Below are 15,813 nucleotides of genomic sequence, written 5' to 3' on the forward strand. Positions count from 1 at the left end.
CCCCCGGGTGCCCTGGGGCCCTCGGTACGCTCCGGCGACGTGGCACGCACGTGCCCGCCGCCCCCTTCGCGACAAGGACCCGCCGTGGACGTCACCGGCCTCGGGCTGCAGAGCCCGACCAACTACCTGGTCCCGACCGTCATCGAGCAGACGAACCGGGGCGAGCGCGCCTTCGACATCTACTCGCGGTTGCTCCAGCAGCGCATCGTGTTCCTCGGGACGCCCGTCAACGACGAGATCGCCAACCTCGTCATGGCACAGCTGCTCCACCTCGAGTCCGAGGACCCCGACAAGGACATCGCGATCTACATCAACTCGCCGGGGGGCTCCATCACGGCGTTGTTCGCGATCTACGACACCATGGAGTACATCAAGTGCGACGTGCAGACCATCTGCATGGGCCAGGCGGCGTCGGCCGCGGCGGTCCTGCTGGCGGCCGGCACGCCGGGCAAGCGGTTCGCGCTGCCGCACTCGCGGATCCTGATGCACCAGCCGTCCGGCGGGGCTGAGGGCCAGTCGGTCGACATCGAGATCCAGGCGCGCGAGATCCTGCGCATGCGGGACCTGCTCAACGAGATCCTCGCCGAGAAGACCGGTCAGACCGTCGAGCGCATCGCCACCGACACCGACCGCGACTTCATCCTCGAGGCCCAGGCGGCCAAGGAGTACGGCGTGGTCGACGAGATCATCGACAGCCGCAAGGTCCAGGAGCGGGCGCTGCGCTGACGTTCCCGCCGGTGGGGGTGACGCAGCGTCATCCCTCACGCCGACCGCCCGCCTCGGTCGAGGGGGGTCCGGTCTGGGTGGCCGGCACCTTGACTGCGGGCGCCGCGCCCCGCCGTTACCATCGGCGAGCGCGGTCGGTCGAGACGGTGCTGCACGCGAGCTGGAGGGCGAGCGATGGCCAAGTTCGGTGAGGGAGACGCCCTCCTGAAGTGCTCGTTCTGCGGCAAGTCGCAGAAGCAGGTCAAGAAGCTCATCGCGGGCCCGGGTGTCTACATCTGCGACGAGTGCATCGACCTGTGCAACGAGATCATCGAGGAGGAGCTCGCCGAGCCGGCCGACCTCCAGCTCGACGAGCTGCCGAAGCCGAAGGAGATCTACGGCTTCCTCAACGACTACGTGGTGGGGCAGGACGCGGCCAAGAAGTCCCTCGCGGTCGCGGTCTACAACCACTACAAGCGCATCCAGGTGGGTCCGTCCACCGGTGACGACGTCGAGCTGCAGAAGTCGAACATCCTGCTGCTCGGCCCCACCGGGTCGGGTAAGACCCTGCTCGCCCAGACCCTCGCCAAGCTGCTGAACGTGCCGTTCGCGATCGCGGACGCCACCGCCCTGACCGAGGCCGGGTACGTCGGTGAGGACGTCGAGAACATCCTCCTCAAGCTCATCCAGGCGGCGGACTTCGACGTCAAGAAGGCCGAGACGGGCATCATCTACATCGACGAGGTCGACAAGATCGCCCGCAAGTCGGACAACCCGTCGATCACGCGCGACGTGTCCGGCGAGGGCGTCCAGCAGGCGCTGCTGAAGATCCTGGAGGGGTCGGTCGCCTCCGTGCCGCCGCAGGGCGGGCGCAAGCACCCCCACCAGGAGTTCATCCAGATCGACACGGGCAACATCCTGTTCATCTGCGGTGGGGCGTTCGCCGGCCTCGAACAGGTGGTCGAGCAGCGGCAGGGCAAGCGCGGGGTCGGCTTCGGCGCGGACGTGGCCGCCAAGCGCGACGAGGACCTGGCCGAGCTGCTCGGCAACGTGCTGCCCGAGGACCTGGTCAAGTACGGCCTCATCCCCGAGTTCATCGGCCGTCTGCCGATCGTGACCTCGGTCGACCCGCTGGACCGCGAAGCGCTGGTGGACATCCTCACCCGCCCCAAGAACGCGCTCACGCGGCAGTACATGCGCTTCTTCGAGTTCGACGGGGTCGAGCTCGAGTTCGAGGACGACGCGCTCGAGGCGATCGCCGACCTGGCCATCCTGCGCCAGACCGGAGCCCGCGGCCTCCGCGCCATCCTGGAGGAGGTGCTGCTCAACACGATGTACGAGCTGCCCTCCCGGAGCGACGTCGGCACGTGCGTCATCACGGCCGACACCGTGCGCGAGAAGGTCAACCCGACCCTCGTACCGCACGGCACCCGGCGTGACCTCGACGAGCCCCATGAGCGCTCCGCCTGAGCGCGACCGCGCTGGGTCCTGACGACGTCGCGGCGGCCGCGGACCGGATCGTCGGTCACGTCCGCCGCACGCCCCTGCTCACGCTGGAGGGTGGTGCCCTCGGGGTGCCGGGCCGTCTGGCGTTGAAGCTCGACCTGCTGCAACCGACGGGGTCGTTCAAGGTCCGTGGGGCGACCAGCCTGTTGGCGGGAGCCCGCGTCCCACCAGCCGGGGTCGTGGCCGCGTCGGGAGGCAACTTCGGTCTGGCCGTGGCGTGGGCGGCGCGAGCGCTCGGGCACCGGGCGACCATCGTCGTGCCGGACTCCTCGCCCGCGTCTAAACGCGACCCGCTGGCCGCCCTCGGCGCCGAGGTCGAGGTCGTCCCGGGGGTCTACGCCGATGCGCTCGATCGCGCCGACCACCTGGTGGCCACCACCGGCGCACTGCGAGCCCACGCCTACGACGACCCGCTCGTGGTCGCCGGCCAGGGCACCGCGGCGGCGGAGGTCCTGGAGGACCTCGGCACGGTCGACACCGTCGTCGTCGCCGTCGGCGGCGGAGGCCTGCTCGCGGGGACCTGCGCGGCGCTCCGCGGGCGTGGTCGCCGGGTCGTGGCGGTCGAGACCGACGGCTGCCCGACGCTGCGGGTCGCCCTCGACGCGGGGGAGCCGGTCGACACCGAGGTCGGCGGTCTGGCGGTCTCGGCGCTCGGGGCCCGCCGCCTCGGGGACCACGCCTGGGCCGTCCGGGACGAGATCCACGTCGCGCTCACGGTCCCCGACGAGGCGGTGGCGGACGCCCAGGCCCGGCTGTGGGGCGCCTGCCGGCTGCGCGCGGAACCCGCGGGCGCGACCGCGTTGGCGGCCCTGACCTCCGGCGCCTACGTGCCGGACCCGGGCGAGACGGTCGCGATCTGGGTGTGCGGCGCGAACTGATCTCCCGGTGCCCCCCAGGCGGCGGTAGGGCCTTCCCCTCCTTCCGGTGGTGTGGCGCTGGCCCCATCCTGTGGGCGACCGAGGAGGGACACCGTGATCGACCGGATCGACGCGCTGCTCGAGCGGCTGGCCGACTGGGAACGCAGGGGGCTGATCAGCGCCCACCAGGTCGCCGCGATCGCGGCCTACGAACGGGGGCGCGTCGACGCCGACGTGGGCCGCGCGACGGGACGCGACGCCACCGGACGCGGCGCCGCCCGGCGCGACCGCACGACGGCTGCCGAGGCGATCGGGTACGTGGGTGCCGCCCTCGTGCTCGGTGCTGTGGGGCTGTTCGTCGGCGAGTTCTGGGACGGCCTGACGGCGGGTGGGCAGCTCGCGCTCGCGCTGCTGGTCACCCTGTCGCTGGGGGCGGCCGCGGCCGTGCTCCGTGGCGCCGCCTCACCGGCCATCGGTCGGCTCACCTCGGTGCTGTCCGTCGGGGTGGTCGCCGGGCTCGCCTGGTCCACCTCGATCGCGACCGGCGCGATGCTGGGCTGGCACCGGGACGACGTGTCCCTGACGGTGGGGCTGGTCGCGGTCGCGGCGGCACTGCCGCTGTACCTGGCGCGTCGACGGGCGTTGCCCCAGCTGACCCTCCTCGTCGCGGGGCTGACCCTGCTCGCCGCCCTCCTCGACCGGCCCGACCTCAGCCTCGACACGTTCTGGCACGCCCTGCCGTTCGCCGTGGTCGGGGCAGTGTGGGTCCTGCTGGGGGAGGGCGGCTACCTCGCGCCGCGGACCGCGGCGACCTCGTCCGGTTCGGTCCTCGCCCTCCTCTCCCTCCAGGTGGCCTCGTTCGACGACGCGCGGGCCCTCGCGCTCGTGCTGGCGCTGATGGTGGCCGGGGGCCTGGTGGCCGCGGCGGTCACCATCGGTGGGCTCCACCACCTCGGCATCGGCGCGGCGGGCCTGTTCGTGATCGTGCCGCAGCTGGTGTTCGAGCTGTTCGGCGATGCCATCGGCGCACCGGCCACCTTGCTGCTGGTCGGGGTGCTCCTGGTGCTGCTCGCCGTGGGGCTCGGACGGGCCAAGCGTGAGGTCGCCGCGTCCGAGGTCGCCGGGTCCGGGGGTGTCGCGTGACCGCCGGGACCGACCGCCGGCCGGTCGCCCTGGTGGCCGCGGCGGTGCTCGCCACCGTCGTGGTCGGCCTCGTCCTGACCGTCGGTGTCGTCCGCCCGCCGTCGCTGGCGACGATCGCGGACGACCCTGCCGTCACGCCGCCCGGGCGCGCGGCGCTCTACGGTCGGACCGGCGGCGAGAGCTGCCTGACCATCGTGACGCCGGGTGGCGCCAGCGACCAGCCGTGGTGCAGCCAGGACGGCGCCGACCTCGTCGGCTGGACCGACGACGGCGTGGTGCTCCGGACCTACGGCGCCGCCGGAGACCTCGAGCTGGTGATCGACCCCGAGGACGGAGAGGTGCTCGCCAGCGGAGGCGCGACCGGCGACCGCCGCAGCAGCCACGAGTCGGTCGTCACCACCTCCCGGCTCGGCGGCAACGACCTCGAGGTCCGGCTCCGTGACGGGACGGTGCTCTGGCGCACCCGAGCGCCGGACGGCTACCGGATCAGTGGTGGGTGGATCAGCCCCGACGGCCGGTCCGTGGCGTTGACCGACAACGCCGGTCGTCTGCTGATCGTGCCGGCTGACGGATCCGACGAGCCGCGGATCTGGGTCGGGGACGTCGACGGCTGGCACCAGTTCGCGTGGCAGGGCAGCGGGCGCGGCTGACCGGCCTCCCAGCATCGCGCCGGGTGGCGCGGCGACATCACTTCTCGCGGTTGATGGAGAAGCCGGCGAGGAACTGCTTCTGGAGCAGGACGAACACCAGCGTCGGTGGGATCGAGGCGATCAACGCGCCGAGCATGAGGGGACCGTAGGTCTGGCCGCCGCCGGTGTTGCGCAGGGTGCCGAGGCCGATCTGGACCACCTGCGCGGACTGCTCGTTGATGACCAGCAGCGGCCACAGGTACATGTTCCAGCTGTAGATGAACGAGATGACCGCGAGGGCACCGATCACGTTCCACGACAGCGGGAGCAGGATGCGCCACAGGAACTGCAGCGGGGACGCCCCGTCGATCTGCGCCGCCTCCGACAGTTCGCTCGGCAGGTTCGCGAAGTGCTGCCGGAACAGGAACGCCCCCGTGGCCGAGGCCAGGAACGGGATCGTCAGCGCGTACATGGAGTTGCCCCACCCGAACCCCGACACGATCTGGAACAGCGCGATGACCAGGATCTCGGTCGGCATCATCAAGGTCACGAGCACGAACCAGAACACCGCCCACTTGGCGGGGAAGCGCAGGTGGACGAAGGCCAGCCCACACAGCAGTGCCGTCACGGTCTTGCCCACCGTGATGATGACGGCCTGGACGGTCGAGTTCCACAGGTAGGTCCCGAGGTTCCGGGTGTTCCAGACCACGTCCCAGTTGTCGGCGAGGCGGTCGCCCGGGGTCAGCCGGAAGGCGAAGAAGTCGGCGTTGCCCTGCGTGGCGACGAGGGCCGCGTACAGGACCGGGAACCCGATGACGAAGCAGGCCACGACGAGGGCGAGGTGGGTGTACCAGCGGTCGGCGCGAGACTTCGGCCCCCCGAGGAACCCCCGGCCCGCCACCTTCGGCGGGGGCACGGGTGCGGTCGCGGGGGGCTGCTCGGGGGCGTCGGTGGTGGCCATCGTTCGTCTCCTCAGCGCCCGTAGCTGACGCGCCGGCCCGTGGACCGGAACTGCCACACGGTCAGCGCGATCACGCCGGCGAACAGGACCATCGACTGGGCGGCACCCCGGCCGAGGTCGCGGCCTGGGATCGCGACGCGGTAGATCTCGTACATCAGCACGCTGGTCTGGCCTGCGGGCCCGCCGGCGGTGAGGTAGTCGATGGTCCCGAAGGTGTCGAAGAAGGCGTAGGTCAGGTTGGTCACGATGAGGAAGAAGGTGATGGGCGAGAGGGCGGGGATGACCACGAAGCGGAACCGTTGCCACCCGTTCGCGCCGTCGAGCTCGGCTGCTTCGAGCTGGTCACCCGGGACGGTCTGCAACCCCGCGATGTAGAACAGCAGGTTGTAGCCGAGGGTCTTCCACACGCTGGCGACGATGACCACGAGCTGGGCCAACGTCGCGCTCTGGCGGTAGTTGGGCAGCGTGACGCCGAAGAGCTGGTTGAGCCAGTGCTCGATGATGCCGGCGTTGGGGTCGAAGATCACGAAGAAGATCAGACCGGCGATCGGGGGGCTGACCGCGTACGGCCACACCAGGAAGGTGCGGTAGATGTTGGCGCCGCGGATCGGTCGGTACGCGAGGTAGGCCACGGCCAGCGACAGCGTCAGGCCGATGACGACCGTGCCGGCGGAGATGATGAGCGTGACGACGTAGACCCGCTGGAAGCCGGTGGTCCACAGCAGGTAGAGCAGCCAGAGCGCTGCGGCGACCCCGAGCGTGGACAGGTAGCCGCCGTACCGCTCGCCGTTGGCGTCGCCCCGGCGCTTGAGCAGCGAGGAGCCCGCGAACGCGGCCACGGTGAGCACCAGCGCGATCAGCACCATCGTCGGTGAGGTCGGACCGATGAGCTCGGTGAAGTTTGTCACGCACCGGTCCGCCGTGCGGGGTGCGCCGAGCCGGGCGTTCAGGGTCGACAGGCGCATGGTGCGCACCGCCGGCCAGTAGAGGAACAGGACGAGGACGGTCAGGGTCGGTGCGAGCAGCAGCCACGGCAGGAACGGGTGACCGCGGAACACCCCGTGCGTGGTGGTGTCGCTGCGCTTGACCCGTTCCCGGGCCGCCTCGGGGTCGAGCGCCGTCCACGCCAGGCGCAGACCGAGCAGGGCACCGACGACCATCAGGCCGACGCCGAAGCTGAGGTCCACCAGCGTGGCCTCGGGTGCGAAGGTGCAGAACCCCAGCGGGACCTGGAACAGGGCTGCACCCGCCGCGCAGGCCACCGCCCCGATCCCGGCTGCGACGGTGGGGTTGCGGCCGCTGCGCGTCGCCGCGGTCCGTAGTGCCGCCGCCCCGATGGCCGCGGCCGCACCCAGCGCCGCCAGGGCGCTCAGGCTGAGCTCCACACCTGCACCTCCTCGCCGTCACCGCCGTCGGGACGCGACGTGGGGAGGGCCGGAGCGCCGCTCCCCACGTCACCGTCTCCGGCGTCCACCGGCCGGGGCCGGTGGACGCCGGAGGATCACTCGACGTAGAGCTGGTTGTAGTCCTCGAGCAGGCGCTGGGCCTCCCCGTCGGCCTGACCCATCCGCTCGGCAGGGTCGAGGTCGTTGACGAGTACGTCCTCGATGGCGCCGGTGATGGCGTCGCGGATGGCTACGAAGTTGCCCATCAGCACGCCGGCGGTGGCCGGTGAGTCCGGTGCCGCGTCGAGCTGCTCACCCGCGACGGCCGAGTTCGGGTTCTCGCTGAACCAACCCTCGCTCTCGAGCAGGTCGATGGATGCGTTGGTGATCGGGATGTAGCCGGTCGTCTGGTGCCACGAAGCAGCGTTCTCGGGGTTGTTGAGGAAGTTGAGGAAGGCGAGCGCCGCGTCCTCGGTGCCCTCGTCGAGCCCGTCGATGAGCCACAGCGTCGCGCCGCCGATGATGTTGCCGCCGTCGGCGCGGTCGGCGTTGTGCGGCATGAAGGACGCCTCGACGGTGTAGCCACCGCTCTCGCCTTCGTCGGTCAGCAGCGTGGTGTCCGAGGAGGAGTAGATGAGGAACGGCAGCTGCTGCGACGCGAAGGCGTTGTAGGTGCCGTCCCAGTCGCGCTGGACGCCGGTGTAGACGTAGTGCCCGGCGTCCTGCATGTCCTTCCACCAGGTGACGTAGTCGATCATCGCGTCGGAGTCGATGTTGACCTCGTCCGCACGGTCGGCCCGTCCGTTGTCGTTGTTGGCCAGGACCTCACCCTGCTGGGCGATGGTCTGCTCGATGAACCACGAGTGGTTCGGCCACGTGACGCAGTTCTCAGGCGCGGCGTCGGAACCCATGATGGTGTCGCAGGCGGCCTGGAGGTCCTGCCAGGTCTCGGGGATCTGGTCCACCCCGCCGGCCTCCATGAGGTCGCGGTTGGTGAACATGATCGCGGACGAGGTGTTCCAGGGCATCGACGTCAGCTCACCGTCGATCTGGTAGTAGCTGGCCGCTGCGTCGACGATGTCGTCGATGACGACGGGGACACCGAGGATCTCGTCGCGACCGCCGATGGCCGCCGTGACGCTGGCGAACAGCGGGTCACCGCTGCCGCTGACCGCGTCGTTGGCTTCGGTGGTGGCCGCTTCGAAGTACTGCACCACCGCTGGCGGGTCGCCCTGGTCGACGGCGAGGAGCGCGGCGTCGAACAGCGCCTCGTAGTTGTCGTAGCCCTGGACGGTGATCTCGTAGCCGTCGAGCTGCTCGTTGAACGCCGCGGCGACGTCCCGGGTCCAGTCGAGGCGCGCGTCGGTGAACGCGATCCAGATGGGGACCTCGATCGCATCAGCGTCGACCGGGTCCGGCTCGTCGACCTCACCGTCGTCGGCAGCAGCAGGCGGATCCTCGCCGTCCCCGTCGCCGTCGTCGCCCCCGCCGGCGCACGCGCTGAGCGTGAGCGCCACGGCGGCGGACAGCGCGATGGTTCGAGCCCCTCGTCGCATGTTCAGCATGTCGTCTCCTGGTGGTCCTGGTGGTCCTGGTGCCGTCGGGTTGAGGTCGGGTCGGGACGCGCTCGACGGTACGAACGCCGTGTGACGAGCCGGTCGCCTCCCGGGGGCCCGCAGGTGCACGCTAGGCCGCCAGGAGGTGTTCCGTCGCCGATACGGCGACGAGGTCGTCGGTCGGGGCGGATCCGTCGCCTCCCGCCCCTGCCACGGAGGGTGGTGCGTTCGCGCTGGTGGCTACGCTCGGCGGCCGGAACCCACCTGTGTGGTCCACGCCGATCTCCCCCGCCCTCGTCCCTGCGAGCCTCCCGTGACCGAGCTGCCGAAGGCCTACGACCCGGCCGCGACCGAACCGGATCTCTACCGGGACTGGGAGTCGGCCGGCCTGTTCCACGCCGAACCGGACGATGCCGGCGAACCGTTCTCGATCGTCATCCCGCCGCCGAACGTGACCGGGTCGCTGCACGTCGGGCACGCCCTCGACAACACCATCCAGGACGTTCTGATCCGTCAGGCCCGCATGCAGGGCAGGAACGCGGTCTGGGTCCCGGGCACCGACCACGCCGGCATCGCGACCCAGAACGTGGTCGAGAAGCAGCTCGCCGCCGAGGGCACCGACCGTCACGCGCTCGGACGCGAGGCCTTCCTGGAGCGCGTCTGGGCGTGGCGCGAGGAGTCCGGTGGCCAGATCCTCCGTCAGCTGCGCAACCTCGGCGCCTCCTGTGACTGGGACCGCGAGGCCTTCACCTTCGACGAGCCGCGCTCCGCCGCGGTCCGTGACGTGTTCGTTTCCCTGTACGAGCAGGGGCTGATCTACCGCGGCAACCGCCTCATCAACTGGTGCCCCCGCTGCCGCACGGCCATCTCCGAGATCGAGGTCGACCACGAGGACGCGCGTGGCGAGCTCGCCCGCTTCCGCTACCCGTACGCCGACGACCCCGAGTCAGGGGTCGCCGGTGGCGCGGAGGCGGAGCCGAGCACGCACGGTGCAGCAGGTATCGAGGTGGCGACCACCCGGGCCGAGACGATGCTGGGGGACACCGCCATCGCCGTGCACCCGGACGACCCCCGGTACGCCGACCTCGTCGGACGCGAGGTCCGCCACCCGTTCCAGGACCGCACCATCCCGGTGATCGCGGACGACTACGTCGATCCCGAGTTCGGCTCCGGTGCGGTCAAGATCACGCCCGCCCACGATCCCAACGACCACGCCATCGGGCTCCGGCACGACCTCGACGTCATGGACATCATGGACGACGACGCGATCCTCACCGACGTCGTCGGGGCACCGTTCGCGGGGCTCGACCGGTTCGAGGCCCGACGGCGGGTCAAGGAGGAGCTCGACGCGCTCGGGTTGCTCGTCGAGGTCGAGGAGCACACCCACGCCGTCGGGCACTGCTCGCGCTGCCACACCGTGATCGAACCCCGCCTGTCGGACCAGTGGTTCGTCGCCGTGCGCCAGCTCGCCGACAAGGCCGCGAAGGCCGTCCGCGACGGTGACGTGGTCTTCGTGCCCGAGTCGCAGGCCAAGCCCTTCCTCGACTGGCTCGACAACCTCCACGACTGGACCATCTCGCGCCAGATCTGGTGGGGGCACCGCATCCCGGCGTGGTACGGCCCGGACGGGCAGGTGGAGGTCTCACGGACCGACATCGACCGTGAGGGCTGGGCCCAGGACGAGGATGTCCTCGACACCTGGTTCTCCTCGCAGCTGTGGCCCTTCACCACCCTCGGCTGGGAGGGGGCGGGGTCGTCGACGCCCGAGCTCGACACCTGGTTCCCGACGTCCGTGCTGGTCACGGGCTACGACATCAACACCTTCTGGGTGTCGCGGATGCTGATGATCAGCGTCTGGCTGCACGACCGGGTGCCCTTCCACGTGGTCCACAACCACGGGCTCGTGCGTGACGAGCACGGCAAGAAGATGTCGAAGTCGTTCGGCAACGTGATCGACCCGCTCGACCTGGTGCACGCGTACGGCGCCGACGCGACCCGGTTCGCCCTGCTGCGCTCGGCTGCGCCCGGGACCGACGTGCCGCTGGCCGAGGAGTGGGTCGAGGGCACCAAGCGCTTCGCCAACAAGCTCTGGAACGTCGGCCGGTTCGCCCTGTCGATCCTCGGGGACACCCGACCCGGCGACCTGCCACCAGTCGAGGACCTGGCGCTCGAGGACCGCTGGATCCTGTCGCGCCTCGAGGCCACCCGCGCGTTGGTCGACGCCGGGTACGTCGCCTACGACTGGCCGGTGGTGTGCCGGGGCCTGTACCACTTCGCGTGGGACGAGCTGGCCGACTGGTACCTCGAGGCGGTCAAGGTCCGCGCCTACGGCGATGACGAGGCTGCCGCCGCCGTGGCCAGGCGGGTGCTGGCCGTGGTGCTCGACGACCTGCTGCGGCTGCTCAGCCCGGTCATGCCGTTCGTCAGCGAGGCCCTGTGGCGTGCGCTCACCGGTGCACCGGGTGGGCGCGAGTCGCTCATGGTGGCCGCCTGGCCGGAGGGCCGCCCGGCCGACCTCGACGCCGATGCGGTCGCGGCGTTCGACGCGATGCGGGACCTGGTCACCGAGGTCCGCCGGTTCCGGTCACAGAACGGCATCGCGCCGTCGGCACGCTTCGAACTCGCCGTCACGTCCGTCGCGCGGGACGTGCTCGAGGCCAACACGCCCCTCGTGCTCAGCCTCGCCGGGCTGTCGGGGGTCTCCTTCGTCGACGGCCTCGAGGAACGTCCGGGCACCTCGACCATCGTGCTCGACGGCGGACAGGCGCAGGTGGAGCTCGCCGGTCTGATCGACGTCGCCGCCGAGCGGGCCCGCATCACCAAGGAGATCGAGAAGGCTCGCGGCGACCTCGCGAAGGTCGATGGCAAGCTCGGCAACGCCGGGTTCGTCGACCGGGCGCCGGCCGAGGTCGTCCAGCAGCAGCGGGACCGACGGTCCGAGCTGGCGCACACCCTCGACGAGCTCACCACGCAGCTCGACGCGCTCGCGGCCCTCGAGAGCTGACGGTCGCCGTGACCGCCTCGCTGCCGCCGCCGCCGGAGCACGCGCTCGGCGCCGGTGACTGCGAGGCGTGGCGGCCCGGCCCCGTCGGCCAGCCGACCAACACGGTGACCTCGGCCGCCTACCTGGTCGCGGCGGGTTGGCTCTGGCACCGCGCGTCCCGGGTCCGACCCGACCAACGTTGGCGGGTGCGTCTGGCCGCCGGGGTCAGCGCCGCGACGGGGGCGGGCTCGATGGCCTTCCACGGGCTCGGAGGTCGGGGTAGCCACGTGCTGCACGACGCCTCGATGGCACTGCTCCTCGCGTGGTCGCCGGTCGGGTCGCGACGCTGGCCTGCCGACGCGCCGCGCACCGCCGTCGCCCGCCGTCGTGGCATCGCGGCCGTCGCCACGGTGGTCGGTGCAGGGGCGTACGCCCTCGGCCGGACCGGTGCCCCGACCTGCCGGCCGACCTCGCGGTGGCAGTGGCACGGGCTCTGGCACGTGGCCGGAGCGGTCGCCACGGCGGCGTGGTCCGACGCGGTCGACGTCCTGCCGCACCTCACCGATGCGGCCGCCACCGAGACTGCCACCGCTACGCGTCGGCCGGGGTCGCGCGAGCTGCCTCGGCGAGGGCGGTCAGGCGTGCCGCGGTCGCCTCGTCGAGGGGGTAGAACAGCTCGAGGGCCAGCTCGGACACCGTGACGTCGGCCGGCGTGCCGAACGTGGTCACCGTCGTGAACAGGTTCAGCTGCCCCTGCGGGTGACGCAGTCGGAACGGGACCACCACGCCGGTCGGCACGTCGATGTGGGTCGGCAGGCTGGACACCGTCGGGTAGCGGCGGACCTCGTCGTGGAGGGCGGCGAGGTCGGGGTCACCGGTCGCCTCGAGGTCACGGCTCAGCCGGTCGAGGAGGTGGTGGGCCACCTCCTCGAGGTTGACGATCAGGGGGGCCAGCCCACCGGGGTGCAGGGTCAGCCGGTAGACGTTGGTGGGAGGACCCAGCACCTCGGCGGAGACGCCTGCGGTGAGCGCGGCGACCGGCGCGTTGGCCGCCACCAGGTCCCACCGGCGGTCGACGGCCACGGCGGGCAGGGGCTCGTGGCCGTGCAGGATGCGGTCCACGGCGGCCCGGACCGCGGACATCTCGGGGGCGTCCAGCGGGCGGTGCGGGTACGCGGGGGCGTGCCCGGCGGCGAGCAGCAGGTCGTTGCGCTCCCGCAGCGGCACGGCGAGGTGCTCGGCCAGCGCGAGCACCATGGCACGGCTCGGTCGTGACCGGCCGGTCTCCAGGAAGCTCAGGTGACGGGTCGACACCTCGGCGAGCAGCGACAGGTCCTGCTGTGACAGGCGCCGGCGGGTCCGCCAGCTGCGCAGCTGCGCGCCGAAGCCGGCCGTGGTCGGGGTCGTCGGTGCCGTGGTCTCGTCCATGGGCCAGAACCTACGCGGCAGAGGGCACCGCAGCCCTTACCTCCCAGGTCATCGACCTGCCTCGTCGGGGTGGCGAAGGTGGCCGCAGTCGACCGGCGAACCCGCCGGCACTGGCCAGGAGGTCCACCGTGACCAGCATCACCACCCCCTCGTCCGCTCCCGTGCGTCCCGCCGATCGAACCGTCTGGCACCGCCCGGTCCTCACCCTCGACGCGGTCGGTTGCGCGGCCATCGGTGCAGGGCTGCTCCTCGCCCCCACCGCGCTCGTGGACGGGTTCGGTCTGGCGACCCCGACGCCGCTCCGGCTGATCGGCGTCGCCTTCCTGGTGGCCGCTGCGGCCAACGGTGTGGCCGCCCGGGCTGCCGGCCCGGGCGCGACCCACCTCGCCATCGCCCTCGACGTCGGCTTCATCGGTCTGCTGGTCGGGCTGCTGCCCGCGACGGCCGGGGACGCGATGGGGTGGGCGCGCCTGTCGATGGTGGCCGGCATCGTGGTGTGTGTCGGCTTCGCCGCGGCCAAGTACGTCGGGCAGCACCGCGCAGCCGCTGATCGACCGGGCCGCTGAGCGTGCACCGCTAGCCTCGGCCCGATCGCTCCCGCCACCCCGATGCCGAGGCCAGCCCGCTTTGTCCGACTACGACGCCGCACAGGCTGCGCTGACCGCTCGCGGCCCCGGCCGGATGGTGCCCGATCTCGAGCGGATCACCACGCTGCTCGGCCTCCTCGGGGACCCGCAGCTGGCCTACCCGACGGTCCACGTCACCGGGACCAACGGCAAGGGTTCCATCGTGCGCATGGTCGGGGCCCTGTGCAGCGCGGCCGGCCTGTCGGCCGGCACCTACACCTCGCCGGACCTCCAGTCGGTGCGGGAACGGTTGTCCCTCGCCGGCCGCCCGATCGGCACGGCGCGGTTCGCCGCCCTGCACGAGGAGGTCGACGCGCTCGCGCAGCTGGTCGACGAACGCGGGCCCGACCAGGTCACCTACTTCGAGATGCTGACCGCGATGGCGCTGGCGTGGTTCGCCGACGTGCCCGTCGACGTCGGGGTCATCGAGGTCGGCATGGGTGGTCGCTGGGACGCGACCAACCTCGTGCGTGGCGACGTGGCGGTCCTGGCTGAGATCGACGTCGACCACCCCCAGCTCGGCGGTACCCCCGTCGAGGTCGCCTCCGAGAAGGTCGGCATCGTCAAGCCCGGCAGCATCGTGGTGAACGCCGAGCAGGCCAGCGAGGTGCAGGCCCTCGTCGAGCGAGCCGTCACCGACAACGACGGCTCCCTCCAGCAGCTCGGACGCGACCTCGAAGTCGTCGACCGACGGGTAGCAGTCGGCGGCCAGCTCGTGACCCTGCGGGTGGGGGAGCGGGTCGTCGACGACATCCTGCTGCCCCTCCACGGCGCGCACCAGGCCCGCAACGCCGTGCTCGCCCTCGGTGCGTTCGCCGCCCTGACGGGAGCGTCGTTCGATGTGATGGAGGATGACGTGGTGCGGCACGGTCTCGGTGCCGTGCAGGTGCCCGGACGCCTCGAGGTCGTGCAGCGCGATCCCACCGTCGTCCTCGACGGCGCGCACAACCCGCACGGGGCGCGCGCCGTCGTTGCCGCGCTCACGGAGGCCTTCGAGTTCCGTGACCTGATCCTGGTCGTCGGCATCCTCGACGACAAGGACGTCACCGGCATCCTGCGCGAGCTGCGCGACGCGGTCAGCCACGTCATCGTCACGACCTCGCCCTCCCCGCGGGCGGCGCCGCTCGAGCGCATCACCGCCGCCGCCGAGGAGGTCTGGAAGGACCGCGGGGTGCCCATCGACGCGATCGCCGACCTGGACGCCGCGCTGGCGGTGGCCGAGGGGCTCGCCGCCGTCGGCGACGGGGTCCTCGTCGCCGGGTCGTTGATCACCGTCGGAGCGGCCCGTGACCGGTACCTGCCGCTGGCCGACGACGAGGGCGGCGACGACGTGGTGTTCGCGCCCGACGACGAGGACGAGCTCGACGAGGACGACCTGGCGGAGGCCACCGAGCTGCTGTCCGACGAGGCGGCGTTCAGTTCGGCGCTCGACACCCTGCTCGACGACGTCGACCTCGACGCCGACCCCTACGAACCCGACGACGTCAGTGACGGCGACCACGACGCTGACGACGAGGGTGTCGACGACCGGTAGCGGGAACCCTGGAGGTCAGGCTTCCGGCAGCTCGGCGAGGTCGGCGAGATCCTTCGGCCTACCGGCAGCGGCCTTGTTCGTCCGAAGGTCGGCCAGCGACACGACCGGCACGTCGACGCCGTCGATCGAGATCACCTCCGCGCGCGCTCGGGCGGTGGTGAAGTCCAAACCTGAGACCGAGGTGAGCACCTCCAACCTCAGCGGAGGCTGCCCCATCCGCACGATCCGGTCGGGCGCGAGGAAGAGGTCGGCGGTGACGCCATCGTCGAAGCCGAAGGCCCGCAACACAGCAGCCAACCGCTCGGCGTTCACGGGGTCGACCGCCACCCAGACATCCAGGTCCTGGGTGGCGCGCGGGTACCCGTGGACCGCCACGGCGTACCCACCAACGAGGAGGTACTCAACCTCGTGTGAGTTGAGCAACCTCAAGAACGCGCTGAAGTCGTCCGGCAGCTGCATCGTCGCCATAGTTGGTCCTACGCAGCTCGTCGAGGTGCCGT

13 protein-coding genes are annotated in these 15,813 nt (G+C 71.5%); 8 read left to right on the forward strand and 5 right to left on the reverse strand.

The window, feature by feature from the left end; translation table 11 throughout:
• The first annotated feature begins 84 nt into the window (after positions 1-84).
• The 5 genes from NITAL_RS24520 (at position 85) to NITAL_RS24540 (ending at position 4,861) form a co-directional block, all read left to right on the forward strand.
• Positions 85-726: an ATP-dependent Clp protease proteolytic subunit gene (locus NITAL_RS24520; protein WP_169786948.1), complete on the forward strand. Its 642-nt coding sequence runs from the start codon at positions 85-87 to the stop codon at positions 724-726.
• 174 nt (positions 727-900) lie between these two features.
• Entirely contained in the window at positions 901-2,175 is a 1,275-nt protein-coding gene (gene clpX / locus NITAL_RS24525; RefSeq protein ID WP_052668875.1) for an ATP-dependent Clp protease ATP-binding subunit ClpX, read from the forward strand.
• Positions 2,176-2,186: 11 nt separating this feature from the next.
• Positions 2,187-3,089, forward strand: coding sequence for a serine/threonine dehydratase (locus NITAL_RS24530; protein WP_052668876.1), 903 nt, complete (start codon positions 2,187-2,189; stop codon positions 3,087-3,089).
• Positions 3,090-3,182: 93 nt separating this feature from the next.
• Positions 3,183-4,211 carry a hypothetical protein gene (locus NITAL_RS24535; RefSeq protein WP_052668877.1) on the forward strand — a complete coding sequence of 343 codons (1,029 nt, stop codon included), beginning with the start codon at positions 3,183-3,185 and terminating at the stop codon, positions 4,209-4,211.
• Positions 4,208-4,861: a hypothetical protein gene (locus NITAL_RS24540; RefSeq protein ID WP_052668878.1), complete on the forward strand. Its 654-nt coding sequence runs from the start codon at positions 4,208-4,210 to the stop codon at positions 4,859-4,861. Before NITAL_RS24535 ends, NITAL_RS24540 begins: the two co-directional genes overlap by 4 nt.
• A 37-nt stretch (positions 4,862-4,898) precedes the next feature.
• Here NITAL_RS24540 and NITAL_RS24545 read toward each other — a convergent pair whose 3' ends face one another.
• The 3 genes from NITAL_RS24545 to NITAL_RS24555 form a co-directional block, all read right to left on the reverse strand.
• Entirely contained in the window at positions 4,899-5,801 is a 903-nt protein-coding gene (locus NITAL_RS24545; RefSeq protein ID WP_083441985.1) for a carbohydrate ABC transporter permease, read from the reverse strand.
• Between the two features lie 11 nt (positions 5,802-5,812).
• Positions 5,813-7,186, reverse strand: coding sequence for a carbohydrate ABC transporter permease (locus NITAL_RS24550; RefSeq protein ID WP_052668879.1), 1,374 nt, complete (start codon positions 7,184-7,186; stop codon positions 5,813-5,815).
• 116 nt (positions 7,187-7,302) lie between these two features.
• On the reverse strand, positions 7,303-8,751 hold the full coding sequence (locus tag NITAL_RS24555) for an extracellular solute-binding protein (RefSeq protein ID WP_052668880.1): 1,449 nt from the start codon (positions 8,749-8,751) through the stop codon (positions 7,303-7,305).
• A gap of 304 nt (positions 8,752-9,055) precedes the next feature.
• Here NITAL_RS24555 and NITAL_RS24560 point away from each other — a divergent pair, with 304 nt between their 5' ends.
• Positions 9,056-11,746 (forward strand): valine--tRNA ligase, encoded by a 2,691-nt coding sequence (locus NITAL_RS24560; protein WP_052668881.1) that lies wholly within the window; start codon positions 9,056-9,058, stop codon positions 11,744-11,746.
• 570 nt (positions 11,747-12,316) lie between these two features.
• Here NITAL_RS24560 and NITAL_RS24570 read toward each other — a convergent pair.
• Positions 12,317-13,153, reverse strand: a complete 837-nt coding sequence (locus NITAL_RS24570) for a helix-turn-helix domain-containing protein (RefSeq protein WP_052668883.1) — start codon at positions 13,151-13,153, stop codon at positions 12,317-12,319.
• A gap of 128 nt (positions 13,154-13,281) precedes the next feature.
• On the opposite strand from NITAL_RS24570, the gene NITAL_RS24575 reads away from it, so the two are divergent.
• Together NITAL_RS24575 and NITAL_RS24580 are read left to right on the forward strand one after the other, a co-directional pair.
• The gene (locus tag NITAL_RS24575; protein WP_052668884.1) at positions 13,282-13,719 is read left to right on the forward strand and encodes a hypothetical protein; all 438 of its coding nucleotides are present in this window, start codon (positions 13,282-13,284) and stop codon (positions 13,717-13,719) included.
• Between the two features lie 61 nt (positions 13,720-13,780).
• Positions 13,781-15,313 (forward strand): bifunctional folylpolyglutamate synthase/dihydrofolate synthase, encoded by a 1,533-nt coding sequence (locus NITAL_RS24580; protein ID WP_052668885.1) that lies wholly within the window; start codon positions 13,781-13,783, stop codon positions 15,311-15,313.
• A 15-nt stretch (positions 15,314-15,328) separates the two neighbouring features.
• Here NITAL_RS24580 and NITAL_RS24585 read toward each other — a convergent pair whose 3' ends face one another.
• The gene (locus NITAL_RS24585; protein WP_052668886.1) at positions 15,329-15,781 is read right to left on the reverse strand and encodes a nucleotidyltransferase; all 453 of its coding nucleotides are present in this window, start codon (positions 15,779-15,781) and stop codon (positions 15,329-15,331) included.
• Positions 15,782-15,813 lie beyond the last annotated feature (32 nt).

It is taken from the genome of Nitriliruptor alkaliphilus DSM 45188 (assembly GCF_000969705.1).
Classification (GTDB): Bacteria; Actinomycetota; Nitriliruptoria; order Nitriliruptorales; family Nitriliruptoraceae; genus Nitriliruptor; species Nitriliruptor alkaliphilus.